We start from the raw sequence: 15,071 nt of genomic DNA, 5'->3' as shown, positions 1-15,071 counted from the left end.
TGTTATGAAGATTCAAACCCGGTTTCACCGCTGCGCGCGCACCCGAGTGGCGCCGCCGCTCACCCACCACGCGTCCGTCGCCTCGGTCGAGGCGGTCGCCGATCCGGCGTGCTCGTTTAGCCCCGCCACTGTCGCCCGGCGATCCCGACGAGAGTGAGGACGCTCACCGCCGTCCATCCGGCAGGCGGGATCGCGGAGAGCGCTCCGAGGCCGAGCGTCCCCGCCGTGACGAGCGCCGCGATGCCGACGGCGATCACGAACGTGGTCCGCTCCGAGGCGGCGTCTCTCCGGCCGGTTTCGGGGTCCAACTCCAGGTACACCCGCACCTGCGACGCGGCGTCTCGAAGGGAGACGGTCCCGCGGTTCCTGTCGAACTCGATCACCCCGATCGCGTCCATCCGCGGGAGGTGACACTGATAGAGGGCGATGCGAACGCGCTTCCGCTCCTGCGAGGTGAGCCGTCGAACGGAGGTTTCGTTCTCGCGCGCGGCGACGTGTTCGGCGAGGTCGGAGAGCTCCGCGGAGCCGCCGTGCTCGTGGAGGTACCGGATGACCGCCCGTCGCCGTTCGTTCTTGAGAACGTCGAACACGTCGGTCGTCGTCAACCGACCGTCGTCTCCGGTGGCGGCCCGCTCCCCGAGCCGTCCTCTCTCGACCCCCGTGATCATCATTGTACCCCAATGATACTCCAGCATAATAGTCATTCGGGGATCATTTAAAGCTGACATTACGGCTAGGGAGGCCGGCGCCGGTCACCGCGGCTCCGCGTTCGGGCGCAGTCGATCGGCGCCGGGCGGGTTCGGGGCCGTGTGAATACTCGGCTACAGTTCGACTTCGAGCCATCCGGACGACGAGATCGACACGTCGTACCCGTGGTACCGGAGGGAGATGACGACTCCCTCCGGGTCCGCCGTCGCGGTTCCGCGAAGCAGCTCGTCGAGCGCGTCGACGTCCACGGCGTAGCCCAACGGGGGTAGGGATTCGACCGCGGCGTCGTCGACGTCGGCGACCGTTTCCACGACCGCGACGCTCGGCGGCAACTCCGACCAGTCGTACTGTCTTGTCATCGAGCGATCCGACATCCTACGAGCGGATCCTCTCCGGGCGACACTCCGCGAATTGAGGTGAGAGACGCACCTGTCACTGTTGATTTCTCCGTGGCCTCGTCTTATTCACGGCGATACATTTATGTACCGATATCGGACCGCTGAAACGACGAACACTGACGCCCCGACGGGATGATCGTCGCGGCGCGCGTCGAGCGCGGTGACGGTCTCCAGGGCGAATATCGTGGGATTAACTTTGCCCGGTCGGTCGAGAGATGCCGCCGTACATGGACGCAAGCTTTCCGGACTCCGTGGCGGTCGATTACACCGACGGCGAGGGCGAGGATCCGGCGGACTACCCGTCGTTACAGCACAAGCTCGAGAAGGCGATCGAGGTCACCAAGACGGGGCTCGAAGAGTACGAGAACCCGGCGGTGATGTGGACTGGGGGGAAGGACTCGACGCTGACGCTGTACTTCATCAATCAGGTGGCCGAGCAGTACGGGTACGAGAAGCCCACCGCGGTGTTCATCGACCACTTCCAGCATTTCGAGTCGATCATGGAGTTCGTGGAGCACTGGGCTGCCGAGTGGGAGATCGACGTCGTGTACGCCCGCAACGAGGACGTGGGCGCGTACGTCGAGGAACACGGGCTCGAACCGGGCGACGACATCTCCGTCGACGCGCTCTCCGAGCACAACCAACACCACGTGCGGAACATCCTCGAATACGAGGAGGACACGTTCCCGTTCCTCTTGGACACGTACGTGGGCAACCACCTGCTGAAGACGGTCGCGCTCAACGACGCCCTCGAGAAGTATGACATCGACGGGGTGATCTCGGGCGTGCGGTGGGACGAACAGGAGGCGCGCGCGGACGAGACGTTCTTCTCGCCGCGGCACGACCCGGATCTGTTCCCGCCGCACGACCGCATCCAGCCCATCCTCCAGTTCGCCGAAGCCGACGTGTGGGAGGCGTTCTGGAACTACGTCGTCCCCGACACGGTCGACGCCTTCCCCGACGAGGGGTACGTCCCCGACTCGGCCGAGGACCTCCCCGAGGGCGTGAGCCAGGAAGACGTCCCCATCTCGCCGAAGTACTTCGCGGGGTTCCGCTCGCTCGGCAGCGAAGTCAGCACGGACAAGACGACCGAGGAACCCGCGTGGCTCCAGGACCTCGAAGGGACGACGGAGCGCGCCGGCCGCGCCCAGGACAAAGAGGACCTCATGGAGCGGCTCCGCGACCTCGGCTACATGTGAGGCCGGTCGCCGCGACGGCCCCCTCCCGAGTTCCCCCTTCCGTTGAACCCGGGCGAAGCTGACCTCTCCGCGTTCGTCGCTACGCTTCGAGGTCCGCGGCCGCGCGCTCGGAGCGGCCCTCTATCGAGTCGAGGTACCGCTCGGTCGTCGTGAACTCGAAGTCGTTCAGCAGCCGCTGGAACTTCCGCGCCGCTCCGCCGAGGCGGTGGTAGTAAAACCAGGCGTACTCGTCGACGCGCGGGATCGTCGGATCGAGCTCCCACGGGTGGATGTAACAGACCGCCGGGTGTCCGGCCGCGACCCGGCGTTCGAGCGCGTGCCTGAGGAAGCGATACGGGAGCGCTCGGAGGTAGAACCCGCCGGCGACGGGCACGTTGACGTCGAGACCGGGGACCCGATACGCGCTGAGCGGCACCTCCCACAGCCCGTCTCCGCGGTGGCGCGTCAGGTCGTCGGCGCCGATCTTGTACGGCTCTCTCGGCGCGTCAGGCACGCCGTACAGCGGGGTCTTCACGGGGAAGATACTCGAGTCGTACCGGAATCCCCGGTCTTCGAGGACGTCGATCGCCCACGCCGTGGACTCGTTGAGGGAGAATTTCGGCGCTCGGAACCCCTCGACACCGTCGACGCCGGCGTCGCGGAGCGCGTCCACGGAGCGCTCGATCTCGGAGTCGAGTTCCGCCGGGGACAGCTCGGAGAGAAGCCGATGCGAGACCCCATGCGAGCCGATCTCGTGGCCGGCGTCGCGGATGCGTCCGATCAGGTCTGGGTGGTTCCTCGCGACGTCCTCGAGCACGAAGAACGTCGCCTCGTTGTCCGTCCGCGCGAGCATCGCCAGGATCCTGTCGACGTTCTCGACCACCCGGTCGGTACGCGCGTCCCACCGCTCTCTCGGGAGGTCGCAGTACCACGGTTCGACGTCGACCTGTAACACGTTCATCGGACGTTTCTACCGGAGAGGATCCGGTTCGGACGGCATAGTTATGCGGCGACAAGCGTGACGCTCCCGATCTCGGAGCTCGCACGGGAAAACCGATAATCGAGAGTACACGCCGTCAACGGGCCATTAGACGAGGTATAACTATGCCACGCTGACGCGGAGGTGTGGACAATTAATGACGGCTCGTCAAGCCTCTCGATCCGCGCTCAACCTCGGATTTTTATGGCCGGTGCCGGCCGTTCTCCTGAGCTGCCTCCTCGTGATCGGACTGCCCGAGGGGTCCGCGCTCCGGCTGGTGACGGCCGGCGTCGCGTTGCTGTTCCTCCCCGGATACGCGCTCACGCTCGCGGTCTTCCCGGAGAGCCGAACCGAAGGGAACGAGGCTCAGACGCCGCTGAACCGCGGCTACTCCGAGTCGACGATGTCGGCGCTCGATCCGTTCGAGCGGCTCGCGCTGGCGTTCGGATTCGGCGTCTGTCTGATGCCGGTGTACGGCTACGCCGTCGGCGTGGCGGGGGCCGGATACGAACCGCAAACCGTGATCGTTCTCGTGTCGGCCGCGACGACGCTGTTTACGGCTCTCGCGGCCATCAGATACCGGATATCTTCGACCGACCTCGACGCCCCGTCGCCGTTCGTCTCTCTGGCTGGAACCGTCACCGACGGGGTCTCCGCCCCCACGTCGGGGAAGCGGGCGCTGAACGTCGCGGTGGTCGTGATGCTCGTCCTCGCCGCTGCGAACCTGACGGCCGCGATGGCGTCCCCGGCCCAGAGCCCCGAGTACACCACTGCCGTGCTGCTGACCGAAAACGAGGAGGGCGAGCTCGTCGCCGACGGATACCCGGACCAGCTCCGGGCCGGTGAGACCGCGGACCTCGTCTTGCGCGTCGAGAACCGCGAGTCGCAGGCGGTAGACTACGAGGTCGTCGTCCAGCTCCAGCGCGTGAGCGCCGACGGCACCGTCACCGAGGCCTCCGTCCGAGACCGGTTCGAGCAGACCGTCGACGCCGGCTCGGCGTGGGAGCGAGACCATCGTGTCGCCTCCGACATGTCGGGAGAGCGGATCAGAATCGCGTATCTCATCTATAAAGGCGAGGCCCCCGCGGAGCCGACCCTCGAAAACTCGTATCGGAACCTCACCCTCTGGGTCGGGTCGGAGGGGTCGGACGTCGAGGAGGGGGTGGTGGGCGAACCAGCGACTCCGTCGCTTTCGGCGGCGAGTGCGGACCGTCCCGGTCCCGAACCGCTCTCCGGTGACCGCCGAGCGATCGACGTAACTCGGGCGGGAACGGTCGCGGAGGCGCCCTGATGTCTCGCGGGCTCTCGGCGACCGACGAGGACCGAAGCGCCGTGTCGATAGCGCTGTTGGTCGGGTCTATCTCGCTCTTCGCGGCCGTCTCCGTCGCGGAGGCGAACCCCGCGGCCGGCTACGAGGTGTCGATATACGCCAGCACGCCGCTCCTCTTCTGGGCCGGGATCGGTGTGGCGCTGTCGGCGGGCGTCGCCGGGCTAATACTTGGTACGTCGTGGATACAGTGGGCTGGCGGACTCGCCTTGACCGGTCTCTCATTGCTGTCGGTCCCCGCGCTGCCGCTCATCCGAGGATACTTCTTTTACGGCCTCGGCGACGGGCTCCGGCACTTGGGACTGGCTCGGCAGCTCTTCACCGGTGATATGAGCTTCTTTGCGGAGGTGTATCCGGGAGCGTACAGCTTCAGTGGGTTCCTGAGCGCCTTCTCGGGAGTTCCGCTGGAGCAGTCGATGTTGTTCGTCGCCTTCACCGCGTTGGTCCTCTACGCCGTCTTCATCGTTCTCTGCGTGCGGACGATACTGCCGCGCAGACGGGCGGTCGCCATCGCGGCCGTCTCGGCGCTCATGCTCCTACCGCTGAACCACATCAGCTTCCATCCGCACTTCCACACGTTCTCGATGACGACGTTCCTGACGCCTATCCTCCTCTACGTCGTGATCAAACACATCACGGACCGCGGTACGGACGAGACGATCCCCGGCCGTCTCTCGTCGACAGACCTCGGATTCGCCGTGGCCGCGGTCGCGGTCGTCTTCTACCACCCGCAGACCGCGCTGAACGTCATCATCGTTCTGGGTGCGGTAGTGGCGATACAGCGGCTCAGCGGCCGGTACCTCTCGGACACCGTGCTGGCAAGATCACCGCCGGCTTACGGGCAGTTACTGTTTCTGGCGGCCGTTTTCGTGCTGTGGAACTTCCAGCACGACGCGGTATTCAACATGTCCGCGAACCTCCTCGCCTCGCTGAACGGGTGGATACTCGGCACCGAGCAGGGCGGACAGATCGTGACCGAGCGGGTCGACTCCGCGCAGTCGGTCGGGCTCAGCGTCGGCGAGCTGTTCGTCAAGCTGTTCATCGTACCGGCGTTCTACGTTCTCGTCGCGGGGGCGGTCGTGGTGACGAACCTGTTCTCCGAAGCGCTCGACGGGGGAAGTCGAACGGTAACGACGACGTTCTCGTTCGCGGGCATCGCGCTCGGCGTCTACTCGGTGGCGCACTTCGTGGGCGAGATGTCCGGCTACTTCTTCCGGCACATCGGGTTCGGGATGGTCCTCGTCACGATTCTCGCCGTGATCGGTCTGACGATGGTCGGCGACCGCGTCGACGAGCTGCGCCCCTCTCCTTCGAGGCTGGTGAGAATGGTCGCCGTCGCCGGGCTCGCGATCGCGTTGGTGCTGTCGATACTCGTCGTGTTCCCGTCGCCGTACCTGAGCCAGCCCACACAGCACGTCTCCGAACAGATGTACACGGGTCACGAGACCGCGATGGAGTACCGGGCGGAGGGCGCGGCGCTGGCGTCGACTCGGAGCGCCCCGCGTCAGTATTCGAAGGCGATGGGGCTGTATCTCGACCCGAGGCTCGCCTGGGGCGTTCCGCCCGAGGCGCTCCCTTCGGATCTTCGACGATTCCGAGGCGACGATTTCCCGACGCAGGAGTTCTACTACTACCTCCAGGTCGACCAAGACGAGGAACAAGAGGTGATCGCGTACGGGGAGCTTCGGTACGACGAGTCGGACTTCACGGGAGTCGGCGAGACGGTCGGCGTGAGTCGCGTCATGACGAACGGCCGGGTCGACGTCTACCACGTCAAGTACGGCGATGGACCGGTCATTGGGGAACCGCGCGTCGCGGGCCCTGAACCGCCGCTTGACCGGCCGGCGGGCGCCCCGCAAGGGGAGGTGGTGACGTGAACACACCGGCCGACGACGAGGTCGAGGTGCTCATCATCGGGCCGTCCCGTTCGGGCGCAGGCGGGGTGAACCGATATATCACTGGACAGTGCCGGTATCTGCCGGAACGCATTCGAACGCGCGTGTACAGCGTCGCTGTCCCGCCGGGGACCGGACTCGCACGATTCGCTCTCGCGGTTCTCATCGCCCTCAAACAGATGCTTCTGTTCCCGTTCCGCCGCCCTCCGGACGTCGTTCACATCCACTCGGCCCAGTGGAATTCGTTTTACCAGTCGTCGTGGTACGTGCTCTTCGTGGCGCTCGTGTGGCGCTGCCCGGTCGTCCTCCACGTTCACGGGTCGTCGTTCGATGAATTCTTGGAGGTTGACTCGCTGCCCGTTCGGTCGTTACAGTCCGTCGTGTTCGACGCGAGCGACGTCGTGGTGGCGCTCTCGGACAGCTGGGCCGAGGTGCTCGAGAGCCACGTAGACCCTCGGAAGGTGGTCGTCCTCCACAACGCGGTCGACGTCTCCGAGTACGACCCGTCGTTCTCGACCTCGCCGGTACGGATGTCGTACGTGTCGAGACACATCGAGCGCAAGGGGACCAGAGAGCTCGTCGAAGCCATCGATCAGCTCGCCGAAGAGGTGCCGATCGATATCACAATCGCGAGCCAGGGTCCGCTGTCGCACCTCGTCGAGGACCTCGCGGACTCCCGCTCGGGGGTAGAGTATGTCGGGTACGTCTCCGAAGAGCGGAAACGCAAGATACTCGACGAGTCGATGGTGTACGTCCTTCCCACGTACGCCGAGGGAGTGCCGATCGCGATCCTTGAGGCGATGGCCGGCGGCAACGCCATCGTCTCGACCGGCGTGGGCGGGATTCCGAGCGTCGTCGACGAAGACAACGGTGTGCTCGTCGAGCCCGGCGACGCGGACGAGCTCGCGGACGCTCTCCGGACGCTCCTCGCGGACCCGGACCGGATCCGGGCGATGGCCAGAGCGAGCCGACGCCGCGTCGAAGCGGCGCACTCGTGGGAGACGGTGACCGCCGATCTGGTGGAGCTGTACGACTCGCTCGCGCCGTCGTCGCGGGAAACCGCAGACGCTCCTCCCGAGGAGTCCTACGCGTCCAAGTAGCCCAGCGAGCGCAGCCGCGCCTGGACGTCGTCGTCGTCGACGTCCTCGTACGCCGCGTCGGCCTCGTCGCTGGCCAAGACCTCCTCGAGGACGAACGTCACGTACTCGTCCACCGACTCGAAGTTCGTATTCGCGATACGCCGTTCGACGCGCTCGTAGAGGTGACCCTCTATCGTCACGGTCCGGCTGTCGGCCTCGGTGCTCATTCTGAATCTCCCTCACCGTTGCTACCGGGAAGACGGACTTCAGTAACTCCCTGCTAACCGAGGTATCGGCCGGGTCAGGCCGCGGGTGTCGTCGCTGCCGATGCACGCGTGCGACTTCTCGAACTCGCCGTCCCGGAGGTCGTACTCCCGCCGTTTTCGGGCTGTGACCTCGCCGTCTCGGCGATCGAACGGGCCGTCGCAGTAAGTCGCCTATAACAATACTCGCACCGCGGAATCCCCCGGTAATGGCTGATCCACGGAACGTCGTGCTCGTCACGGTCGACAGTCTCCGCGCCGACCGTTGCGGTCACCTCGGGTACGACAGTACCCTCATGCCGACCATCGACGAACTCGCGGAGGGGGGGCTCCAGTTCGACAACGCGATCGCCCCTGCCGGCTCGACTCGCGGCTCCTCGACTTCCTTTATCACCGGCGGCTATCCCTTCTCGCGTCCGGAGGCCGACCGTCGGGACTCGATCCGCGGTCAGGTCCGCGCCCGCGACACCCTCGCCGAACGGTTCAAACGGAAGGGGTACGAGACGGCCGCGTTCACCGCGAACCCGTGGACGTCCCGGTCGTTCGGCTTCGACAAGGGGTTCGACCGCTTCGAGGACTTCATGGAGGAGACGACGTCGAACCGGTTCCGCGACGGCGACGGCGACGACGCGGGCCCTCTCAGGGAGACGGCGACGCGGCTCGCGGACTGGTGGGCGGGACAGGAGATGTTCATGTCGTGGGAGTCGTTCTACGGCGACATCGAGCGGTGGCGACGGTCCGCCGACGAGCCGTACTTCCTCTGGGTGTTCCTCGTCGACGTCCACATGCCGTACATTCCGCCGAGGGAGTACCTCTCCTTCTGGCCGCTGACCTACGCGGCGAACGCCTGGCTCTTCGGCGGCGCGGACGAGCGACTGAGCCCGCTGTTCCGCGACCGACTCCTCGCGGCGTACGACAGGACGGTCGAGTACACCGACGAGTTCGTCGCTACTCTCCTCGACGACGTCGGCGACGACTCTATCGTCTGCGTCCACGCGGACCACGGGGAGCTGTTCGGTGAGGAGGATCGGTACGGCCACGGCTACCTCCACGAGTCGGTCATCAACGTTCCCCTCGTCGTCGGAAACGTCCCCACCGAGCGCGTCGAAGACCCGGTCTCGCTCGAATCGATTCCGGAGCTGCTCACCGGCCTCGCGACCGGAGACCGGCCGACGGTCGAACGCCCGTACGTGACCACTCGGAACAACGACGGGATGCGCGTCGTCCGCGGCCGCGACTGGCGGTATCAACGGACGACGGACGGGGAGACCGTCGCCGTTCGGACCGACGGCTCGTGGGAGCGACAGGACGACGACCACTCGCTCTACGACGTCGGGCGCTCGGTCGTCGAACGGGAACAGGCGACGGAGACGGAGCGGCGGCACGTGGTGTCGAAAGTAGGAGACATCGAAGCCTAGCCGATCGTGGCCGGCTTCCGTGAGCGCCTCGTACCGGGATCGCTCCCCGCCGAGACGCCGTCACCGGGCGGCGCCGAACCGCTTCACCCTCCGGGCGAGCCGATAAGTTACCGGTCCCCCGACCGCGACCGCGATCGTCGTCCAGGCGGGCCCGTACGTCGGTCGGTGCCGGAGCGAGACGAGCGCGTGGCGCACCGCGTCGGCGTAGCGGCCGCTCTGCAGGGCGGAGCCGGCGAGCGACCGAGTCAGGTAGGCCAGAAACTCGTCCTCACAGCCGTACTCCCTGGCAAGCCCGCGGTGTTTCTCCAGCATCAGCGGGTACGACACGTCGCGTTTCGTCTCGTAGTCGCCGCTGATCTGCTCGTGTCCCATCCGCCTGACGACGAGGGGCTCCGGGACCGCGGCGAACTCGCAGTGCGTCGACAGCCGGAAGTACCACTCGCGGTCCTGCCAGCTGGGGAACCGCACGTCGAGCGGCCCGGCCGCCTCGACGACGGCCGCGTCCACCAGCATACAGGAGAACGGGTTGAGCGACGCGCCCTTCAGGATCGCCGCGGTGACGTCGCCGCTGGTGGTCGGCGCCCTCACGTTGGTCGTCTCGCCGTCAGTGACGAAGCGCTGGCCGGTGTACACGGCGCCGACGTCGGGACCGAACGACTCCATGACCTCGACCTGGCGTTCGAGTTTCGTCTCCAGCCAGACGTCGTCGTCGTCGATGAACGCGACGAACTCCCCGCCGGCCTCGTCGATGCCCGTGTTCCGGGCGGCACAGGCCCCGCGGTTCTCCGCGTGCCGGACGAGCGTGACGTCGATACCCGCGGTGTCGACTCCGTCGAGCAGGGGCGCCACCGGCTCGGGGGAGCAGTCGTCGACGACGACCAGCTCCACCGCTGGGTACGTCTGACTCGCGACGCTGTCGACCGCCTCCTCGAAGTACTCCGGGCGGCCGTACGTCGGAAGCACGACGCTCACCGTGCGCTCGTCGCTCATTCCGTCTCGGTAAACCGACTCGGTACTTCGTTATCGACTCGATACCGCCGCCGGCATCGGATCGGTGTCCCCCAGCCGGACCGCGGCGTTCGCCTCGGGGTCGGGGTCGGAAACGACGCGCTCGCGGAGTGCGACGAAGCGCTCGCGGAGCGCCTCGAGCGGTTAATCCGGTCGTAAGCCGGTCCGTAGTCGCTCCGGTTTGCTGGCGTTCTGGCCCCCTCGATCGCTGCGATACCCGATCGAAATCGACGTCTCGACGACGGCGTTCCCGGCCGGTTCGCTCGGGAACGGGCCGGTTAGCGAGTCATGAATTAAACGCGCCTGCGACCTGGTGTGTCCCAATGCCCGACCGGGACATCGTGTGGCTCACGCTCGAGAGCGTCCGGTACGACCGGACGTCCGTCGGCGGCCACGAGCGCGACACGACGCCGTTCCTCGACCGGCTCGCGAGCGAGGACGACAGCGCTGCGTTCGAGAACTGCACCACTCACGCCGTCTGGACCCGGCCGTCGTCGACGTCGATCCTGACCGGCCGCGCCCCCTCGAATCACCGGACGTGGTCGACTGAGCTCGCGCTCTCGGACGACATCCCGACGATCCCGGAGGGGCTTCGCGACGCGGGCTACCGGACGGTCGGCGTCTCCCCGATCGCACAGGTGAGCGCCGCGACCGGTCTCGACCGCGGGTTCGAGCGCTTCCACTACCTCGGCAAAGACCAGCTCCTCGAACAGGTCGGTCCGCGTATCCTCGCGAAGTACTTCCTGAACCTCCGGCGCCACTCGGCCGGCTGGACGACCGACACGAGGAAACACAGCACGGGCTACATGATCGACGCGCTGGCGAGCCGCCACGTCCGCCGGGCGTCCGGCGGCGACGACCCGCTCTTCCTCTACGCGCACCTCGGCGACAGCCACCACCCGTACTACCCGCCGAAGGGCTGGCGCGACCGGTTCGAGGACGACCTCGACGCGTCGATGGATCGGGCCCTCGCCGCGTCGCTCGACATGTCCGATCGGATCCACGAACACATCGCTAACGGGCTCCCGTTCGACGCGGAGACGTGGAACGCGATCGACGTGATGTACGACACGTCGCTGGCGTACGTCGACGCCGTCGCCGAGTCCATCGTCGAGACGGCCCGGACCGAGCTCGACGACCCGATAATCGTCGTCACCGCCGACCACGGCGAGTTCTTCGGCGAGGAGGGGCTGCTCGCGCACATGCTGTCGACGCATACGGCGGTCACGAACGTCCCGCTCGTCGTCGCGGGGCTGGACGGCCTCTCCGGCGATCATTCGGGCGTCGTCCAACACGCCGACGTGATGCGGACGATCGTCGCGGAGCTCGGACTGGACGTGCCGGTCCCGATCGGACGGGACATCCGGACCGACCCCAGAGCGGTCGCGTTCACCCAGCGCGGCGAACCGCGAAGCGCGACGAAGATCGAGGAGCTCCGCCGGCATAACCCGTCGTTCGACGCGAGTCGGTTCCTCACCGGAGTCGTCACCAGCGCCCGGACGACGGAGCACCGGTACCAGCGCGGCGACGATCGCGCGGACCTCTTTCGGCTGCCCGACGAGTCCGCCGACGTCTCCGAGTCGGCGCCCGACGTCGCCGAGCGCCTGGCCGGCGAGACCGACTCGTGGCTCGCGACGCACGGCGCGCCGGGCGACTCCCGGGAACGGACCGCCGATTTCAGCCCGGAGATGGCGAAACAGCTGGAGGACTTGGGGTACCTCTGAGTCTCTCCCCGTCTGCGGCCGGCCGCTCTCTCCGCCGGCCGCTGGCCCTCTTGCTCCGTCGGCCGCGCGCCCGGTTCCGTCCGATAGGTCGGGAGTAACAATGTGGTCGAAGGCGGTAGGGACGTGACAGCTATGGACCCACTCGGCGCAGGGCGGAGCGAGCGCGCCCGCGAGAGACGTGACGGCTATCGGCCCCCGCGACCGACGCCCGACTATCGGAGTCCCCGTTCGACGCCCGCCGATCGACGCCGCACGACGGCGACGCGTTCCCCCGGAGCGGTGCAGCGATGACCGCGTCCGAGCCGGAACGGGCGTTCGTCCTCGGACTGGACGGCGTCCCGTGGTCGCTGGTCGAGAAGTGGATGGACGAGGGGGACCTCCCGACGTTCGAGCGGCTCCGGCGGGAGGGCGCCGCGGGACCGTTCGCGAGTACGGTTCCGGCCAACACGCCGGTCGCGTGGCCGTCGATAGCGACCGGCTGTGACCCCGCCGGCCACGGGCTGTTCGAGTTCATGAAGCTGAACCGCCGGTACGGGCAGCGCCCGAACACGGGCGCGGACCGGAGCCGACCGGCGATCTGGGACATCGTCTCGCCGGCCGTCGTCGGCAACGTCCCGATGACGTTCCCCGCTCGGGAGTTCGACGGCGAGATGGCCACCGGGATGATGACGCCGGAGGACGCCTCGGCGTTCACGTACCCCCCGGAGCTCGGGGCGGCGATCGACCGTCGGATCCCCGACTACGAGATCGGGCTGGACTGGAAGGAGTACTTCGGCCGGCGGGAGGCGTTCCTCGACGCGCTCGACGGTATGCTGTCGGACCGTCGAGAGCTCATGCGGGTCCTCCTCGAACGGACCGACTGGACGCTCTCCTTTTTCGTGTACACCGCGCCCGATCGACTCCAACATCTCATCTGGGACGAGGCGGTGCTCAAGGCGCACTACGAGGAGCTCGACGACCTGCTGGCCGAAGTCGTCGAGCGGTGCGAGGAGGCCGGCGCCGTCCTCTTCGTCGTCTCGGACCACGGTTTCGGCCCCGTCTCCCGCCAGGTGAACGTCAACGAGATCCTCCGTCGAGAGGGGCTCATCGCGCGGCAGGAGCAGGGGGGAGTGCGGGGCGTCATGTCTACCGTCGGCTTCGATAAAGACGACGTGCTCGCGGCGTTGAAGCGGGTCGGCGTCGACGAGGGGACGCTGGTTCGATACCTCCCCGAGGGACTGATCAGCCAGGCGGCGACCCGTATTCCCGGCGACCACGCGCTGTACGACGCCGACTTCTCGCACACCGAGGCGTTCCTCCACGGGCTCGGGAGCGTCTACGTCAACGACACCGAACGGTTCGCGTCGGGGACCGTTCCCCCCTCGGAGGTCCCGGCGGTCAAACGCCGGGTGACGGAACTCCTCGAGAACGTCCGGGACCCGGAGACGGGCGACCGGCCGCTCGTCGTGGTTGACCCCGACCGCGGGAGGGCCGGTGCAGACGGAACCGGCGACGAAAAGCCCGACGCGGACGGTCCCGGTCACGAAGCGTCCGCCGACGGCGACACGCTCGAACCGGACCTCCTGATCGAGTCGATCGAGGGCTACACGGTCAACTGGCAGTTCGCCGACGAGCCGTTCACCGTCCCGCAGAAGGCCGCGGACCACGAATCGGAGGGGATCTTCTTCGCGCACGGCCCCGGTATCGAGGCGGAGTCGCGGCCGGCGGACGCCTCGGCCGTCGACCTCGTCCCGACTCTCCTGCACCTGCTCGATCGCCCGGTGCCGTCGCACGCCGACGGCGGCGTGATCGAGGAGATACTCGCGGCCGGATCGCCCGCCGCGGAGAGGCCCGTCCGGACCGCGGAGTACGACGCCGGAGAGCCGCAAGGGGAGGTCGACGGCGACTTCGACGAGGTCGAGGACCGGCTGCGGGGATTGGGGTACATGGAGTAGCCCGACCGGAATGAGGACGTTCTCGCCGCGGCGCGCCGGTAGGCGGTCGCCTCTCGGGACGCGATGGCGTTACTCCTCGGCGCCCGACCGCCGGGCTATCCCGACCGCGCGGCCCGCGAACCGCATCAGGTTCCCGCCCGACCGAACGAGCGTGTGCTTCGGCGAGAACCCCACGTAGTTCATCGGGTTCACCACCGTTTGCAGCGTCCGGAAGTACTGACGAGACGAGGGGACGCCGTCCTGCTCCCAGAGGTACGGCGTCTGTAGCTCCAGCTTGTACTGCTTGCGCCAGTAGTCGACCACTGAGTCGGCGTAGACGTGATACACGAGCAGTTCGGGGTCGTAGTAGATCGGGTAGTGGTTCAGTATCCGCTCGGCGAGTTCTTTCTCCTCGTGGCCCCACGTAATCGCCTCGTTCCACATCCCGGCGTCGTCGAACACCTCCTTTCTGCAGGCCGCGTTGCAGCCCCAAAACCGAGTGACGTAGCGGGGCTTCGATCCCATGTCGTAGTGGCTCGTGAACCGCTCGATGACGTCGTTGTGCGGGTGAATTATCTTCCCCGTCACGACGGCTTCGCGCTCTAACAGGTCGGAGACCCGTTCGAGGTACCCCTCGACTGGCAGCGAGTCGTCGTCGAGGAACACGAGCTTCTCCGCGCTCGCCCGCCGGATCCCCTCGTTTCTGGCCTTCGTCGCCGAATTCTCGTCCTGGACGAGCACCTCGTAGTCGGTGAACTCGTGTCGTTCGAGCCTCGCGACGGACTCGATCTCGTCTCTCGGCTTGAGGGTGGGGACGATTACGCTGAGTTCAGGCATGGGTCCAATTTCCCGCGATCGGTCGATCTGTCTCTCGAGTGGATGGTGGTGACCACGACTGACGGGGTGATTGTTATTCCGTACCTATCCGGCCGACGAGCGCGAGCGGAGCGCGCGGGCGAGCGTGCGGGAACGCGACGCTCTCCCTCAGTACCGATCTCGAACGGATGACTGACGGCCACGGCCGCGTTTTCGACGATCACGGCTTAATACGCTGCTATGGCTTGATCCGATTCCACCCGAGCGGTATAGACGCTATATAACAAACTCGGTAGAATACGGTCTGGTTCGTGTCAGATGTTTCGAAGAATACGATTCGGCGAACAGTCGCACGTGACGTTGCC

13 protein-coding genes are annotated in these 15,071 nt (G+C 66.9%); 7 read left to right on the top strand and 6 right to left on the bottom strand.

The window, feature by feature from the left end:
* Positions 1-116 precede the first annotated feature (116 nt).
* Together FGM06_RS04690 and FGM06_RS04685 are read right to left on the bottom strand one after the other, a co-directional pair.
* Positions 117-671 carry a DUF7344 domain-containing protein gene (locus tag FGM06_RS04690; protein ID WP_241662524.1) on the bottom strand — a complete coding sequence of 185 codons (555 nt, stop codon included), beginning with the start codon at positions 669-671 and terminating at the stop codon, positions 117-119.
* 150 nt (positions 672-821) lie between these two features.
* A complete protein-coding gene (locus FGM06_RS04685; RefSeq protein ID WP_144797982.1) occupies positions 822-1,067 on the bottom strand; it encodes a HalOD1 output domain-containing protein in 246 nt (81 codons plus the stop codon).
* Between the two features lie 266 nt (positions 1,068-1,333).
* Here FGM06_RS04685 and FGM06_RS04680 point away from each other — a divergent pair, with 266 nt between their 5' ends.
* The gene (locus tag FGM06_RS04680) at positions 1,334-2,305 is read left to right on the top strand and encodes a phosphoadenosine phosphosulfate reductase family protein (protein WP_144797981.1); all 972 of its coding nucleotides are present in this window, start codon (positions 1,334-1,336) and stop codon (positions 2,303-2,305) included.
* A 79-nt stretch (positions 2,306-2,384) separates the two neighbouring features.
* Here the strand turns inward: FGM06_RS04680 and FGM06_RS04675 are convergent, their stop codons facing one another.
* The gene (locus FGM06_RS04675; protein WP_144797980.1) at positions 2,385-3,245 is read right to left on the bottom strand and encodes a polysaccharide deacetylase family protein; all 861 of its coding nucleotides are present in this window, start codon (positions 3,243-3,245) and stop codon (positions 2,385-2,387) included.
* Positions 3,246-3,474: 229 nt separating this feature from the next.
* Here FGM06_RS04675 and FGM06_RS04670 point away from each other — a divergent pair, with 229 nt between their 5' ends.
* The 3 genes from FGM06_RS04670 to FGM06_RS04660 are packed head-to-tail and all read left to right on the top strand — an operon-like array spanning position 3,475 to position 7,585.
* A complete protein-coding gene (locus FGM06_RS04670) occupies positions 3,475-4,554 on the top strand; it encodes a DUF1616 domain-containing protein (RefSeq protein WP_186310965.1) in 1,080 nt (359 codons plus the stop codon).
* Entirely contained in the window at positions 4,554-6,467 is a 1,914-nt protein-coding gene (locus tag FGM06_RS04665) for a DUF6541 family protein (RefSeq protein WP_144797978.1), read from the top strand. The genes FGM06_RS04670 and FGM06_RS04665 overlap by 1 nt, the downstream gene beginning before the upstream one ends.
* Entirely contained in the window at positions 6,464-7,585 is a 1,122-nt protein-coding gene (locus FGM06_RS04660) for a glycosyltransferase family 4 protein (RefSeq protein WP_144797977.1), read from the top strand. The genes FGM06_RS04665 and FGM06_RS04660 overlap by 4 nt, the downstream gene beginning before the upstream one ends.
* Here the strand turns inward: FGM06_RS04660 and FGM06_RS04655 are convergent.
* Positions 7,570-7,791, bottom strand: a complete 222-nt coding sequence (locus FGM06_RS04655; RefSeq protein WP_144797976.1) for a CopG family transcriptional regulator — start codon at positions 7,789-7,791, stop codon at positions 7,570-7,572. The two genes, FGM06_RS04660 and FGM06_RS04655, sit on opposite strands and share 16 nt — an antisense overlap.
* Before the next feature lie 245 nt (positions 7,792-8,036).
* Between FGM06_RS04655 and FGM06_RS04650 the strand changes: the two genes are divergently transcribed.
* Positions 8,037-9,245: a sulfatase gene (locus FGM06_RS04650; RefSeq protein WP_144797975.1), complete on the top strand. Its 1,209-nt coding sequence runs from the start codon at positions 8,037-8,039 to the stop codon at positions 9,243-9,245.
* A 60-nt stretch (positions 9,246-9,305) separates the two neighbouring features.
* Here FGM06_RS04650 and FGM06_RS04645 read toward each other — a convergent pair whose 3' ends face one another.
* A complete protein-coding gene (locus FGM06_RS04645; protein WP_144797974.1) occupies positions 9,306-10,235 on the bottom strand; it encodes a glycosyltransferase family 2 protein in 930 nt (309 codons plus the stop codon).
* 341 nt (positions 10,236-10,576) lie between these two features.
* Between FGM06_RS04645 and FGM06_RS04640 the strand changes: the two genes are divergently transcribed.
* On the top strand, positions 10,577-11,977 hold the full coding sequence (locus FGM06_RS04640; protein ID WP_144797973.1) for a sulfatase: 1,401 nt from the start codon (positions 10,577-10,579) through the stop codon (positions 11,975-11,977).
* Between the two features lie 287 nt (positions 11,978-12,264).
* Positions 12,265-13,911 carry an alkaline phosphatase family protein gene (locus FGM06_RS04635; protein ID WP_144797972.1) on the top strand — a complete coding sequence of 549 codons (1,647 nt, stop codon included), beginning with the start codon at positions 12,265-12,267 and terminating at the stop codon, positions 13,909-13,911.
* Positions 13,912-13,980: 69 nt separating this feature from the next.
* Here FGM06_RS04635 and FGM06_RS04630 read toward each other — a convergent pair whose 3' ends face one another.
* The gene (locus FGM06_RS04630; RefSeq protein WP_144797971.1) at positions 13,981-14,727 is read right to left on the bottom strand and encodes a glycosyltransferase family 2 protein; all 747 of its coding nucleotides are present in this window, start codon (positions 14,725-14,727) and stop codon (positions 13,981-13,983) included.
* Positions 14,728-15,071: the final 344 nt, after the last annotated feature.

Source organism: Halorubrum depositum (assembly GCF_007671725.1).
GTDB lineage: Archaea > Halobacteriota > Halobacteria > Halobacteriales > Haloferacaceae > Halorubrum > Halorubrum depositum.
The sequence above is the reverse complement of the archived record's forward strand: the minus strand, read 5'-3'. Positions and strand labels throughout refer to the sequence as shown.

Excerpts from the sequence above, each read along its gene's own strand:
- FGM06_RS04690 (WP_241662524.1), bottom strand. The coding sequence starts at position 671 with ATGATGATCACGGGGGTCGAGAGAGGACGGCTCGGGGAGCGGGCCGCC.
- FGM06_RS04685 (WP_144797982.1), bottom strand. The coding sequence starts at position 1,067 with ATGACAAGACAGTACGACTGGTCGGAGTTGCCGCCGAGCGTCGCGGTC.
- FGM06_RS04680 (WP_144797981.1), top strand. The coding sequence starts at position 1,334 with ATGGACGCAAGCTTTCCGGACTCCGTGGCGGTCGATTACACCGACGGC.
- FGM06_RS04675 (WP_144797980.1), bottom strand. The coding sequence starts at position 3,245 with ATGAACGTGTTACAGGTCGACGTCGAACCGTGGTACTGCGACCTCCCG.
- FGM06_RS04665 (WP_144797978.1), top strand. The coding sequence starts at position 4,554 with ATGTCTCGCGGGCTCTCGGCGACCGACGAGGACCGAAGCGCCGTGTCG.
- FGM06_RS04655 (WP_144797976.1), bottom strand. The coding sequence starts at position 7,791 with ATGAGCACCGAGGCCGACAGCCGGACCGTGACGATAGAGGGTCACCTC.
- FGM06_RS04650 (WP_144797975.1), top strand. The coding sequence starts at position 8,037 with ATGGCTGATCCACGGAACGTCGTGCTCGTCACGGTCGACAGTCTCCGC.
- FGM06_RS04645 (WP_144797974.1), bottom strand. The coding sequence starts at position 10,235 with ATGAGCGACGAGCGCACGGTGAGCGTCGTGCTTCCGACGTACGGCCGC.
- FGM06_RS04640 (WP_144797973.1), top strand. The coding sequence starts at position 10,577 with ATGCCCGACCGGGACATCGTGTGGCTCACGCTCGAGAGCGTCCGGTAC.
- FGM06_RS04635 (WP_144797972.1), top strand. The coding sequence starts at position 12,265 with ATGACCGCGTCCGAGCCGGAACGGGCGTTCGTCCTCGGACTGGACGGC.
- FGM06_RS04630 (WP_144797971.1), bottom strand. The coding sequence starts at position 14,727 with ATGCCTGAACTCAGCGTAATCGTCCCCACCCTCAAGCCGAGAGACGAG.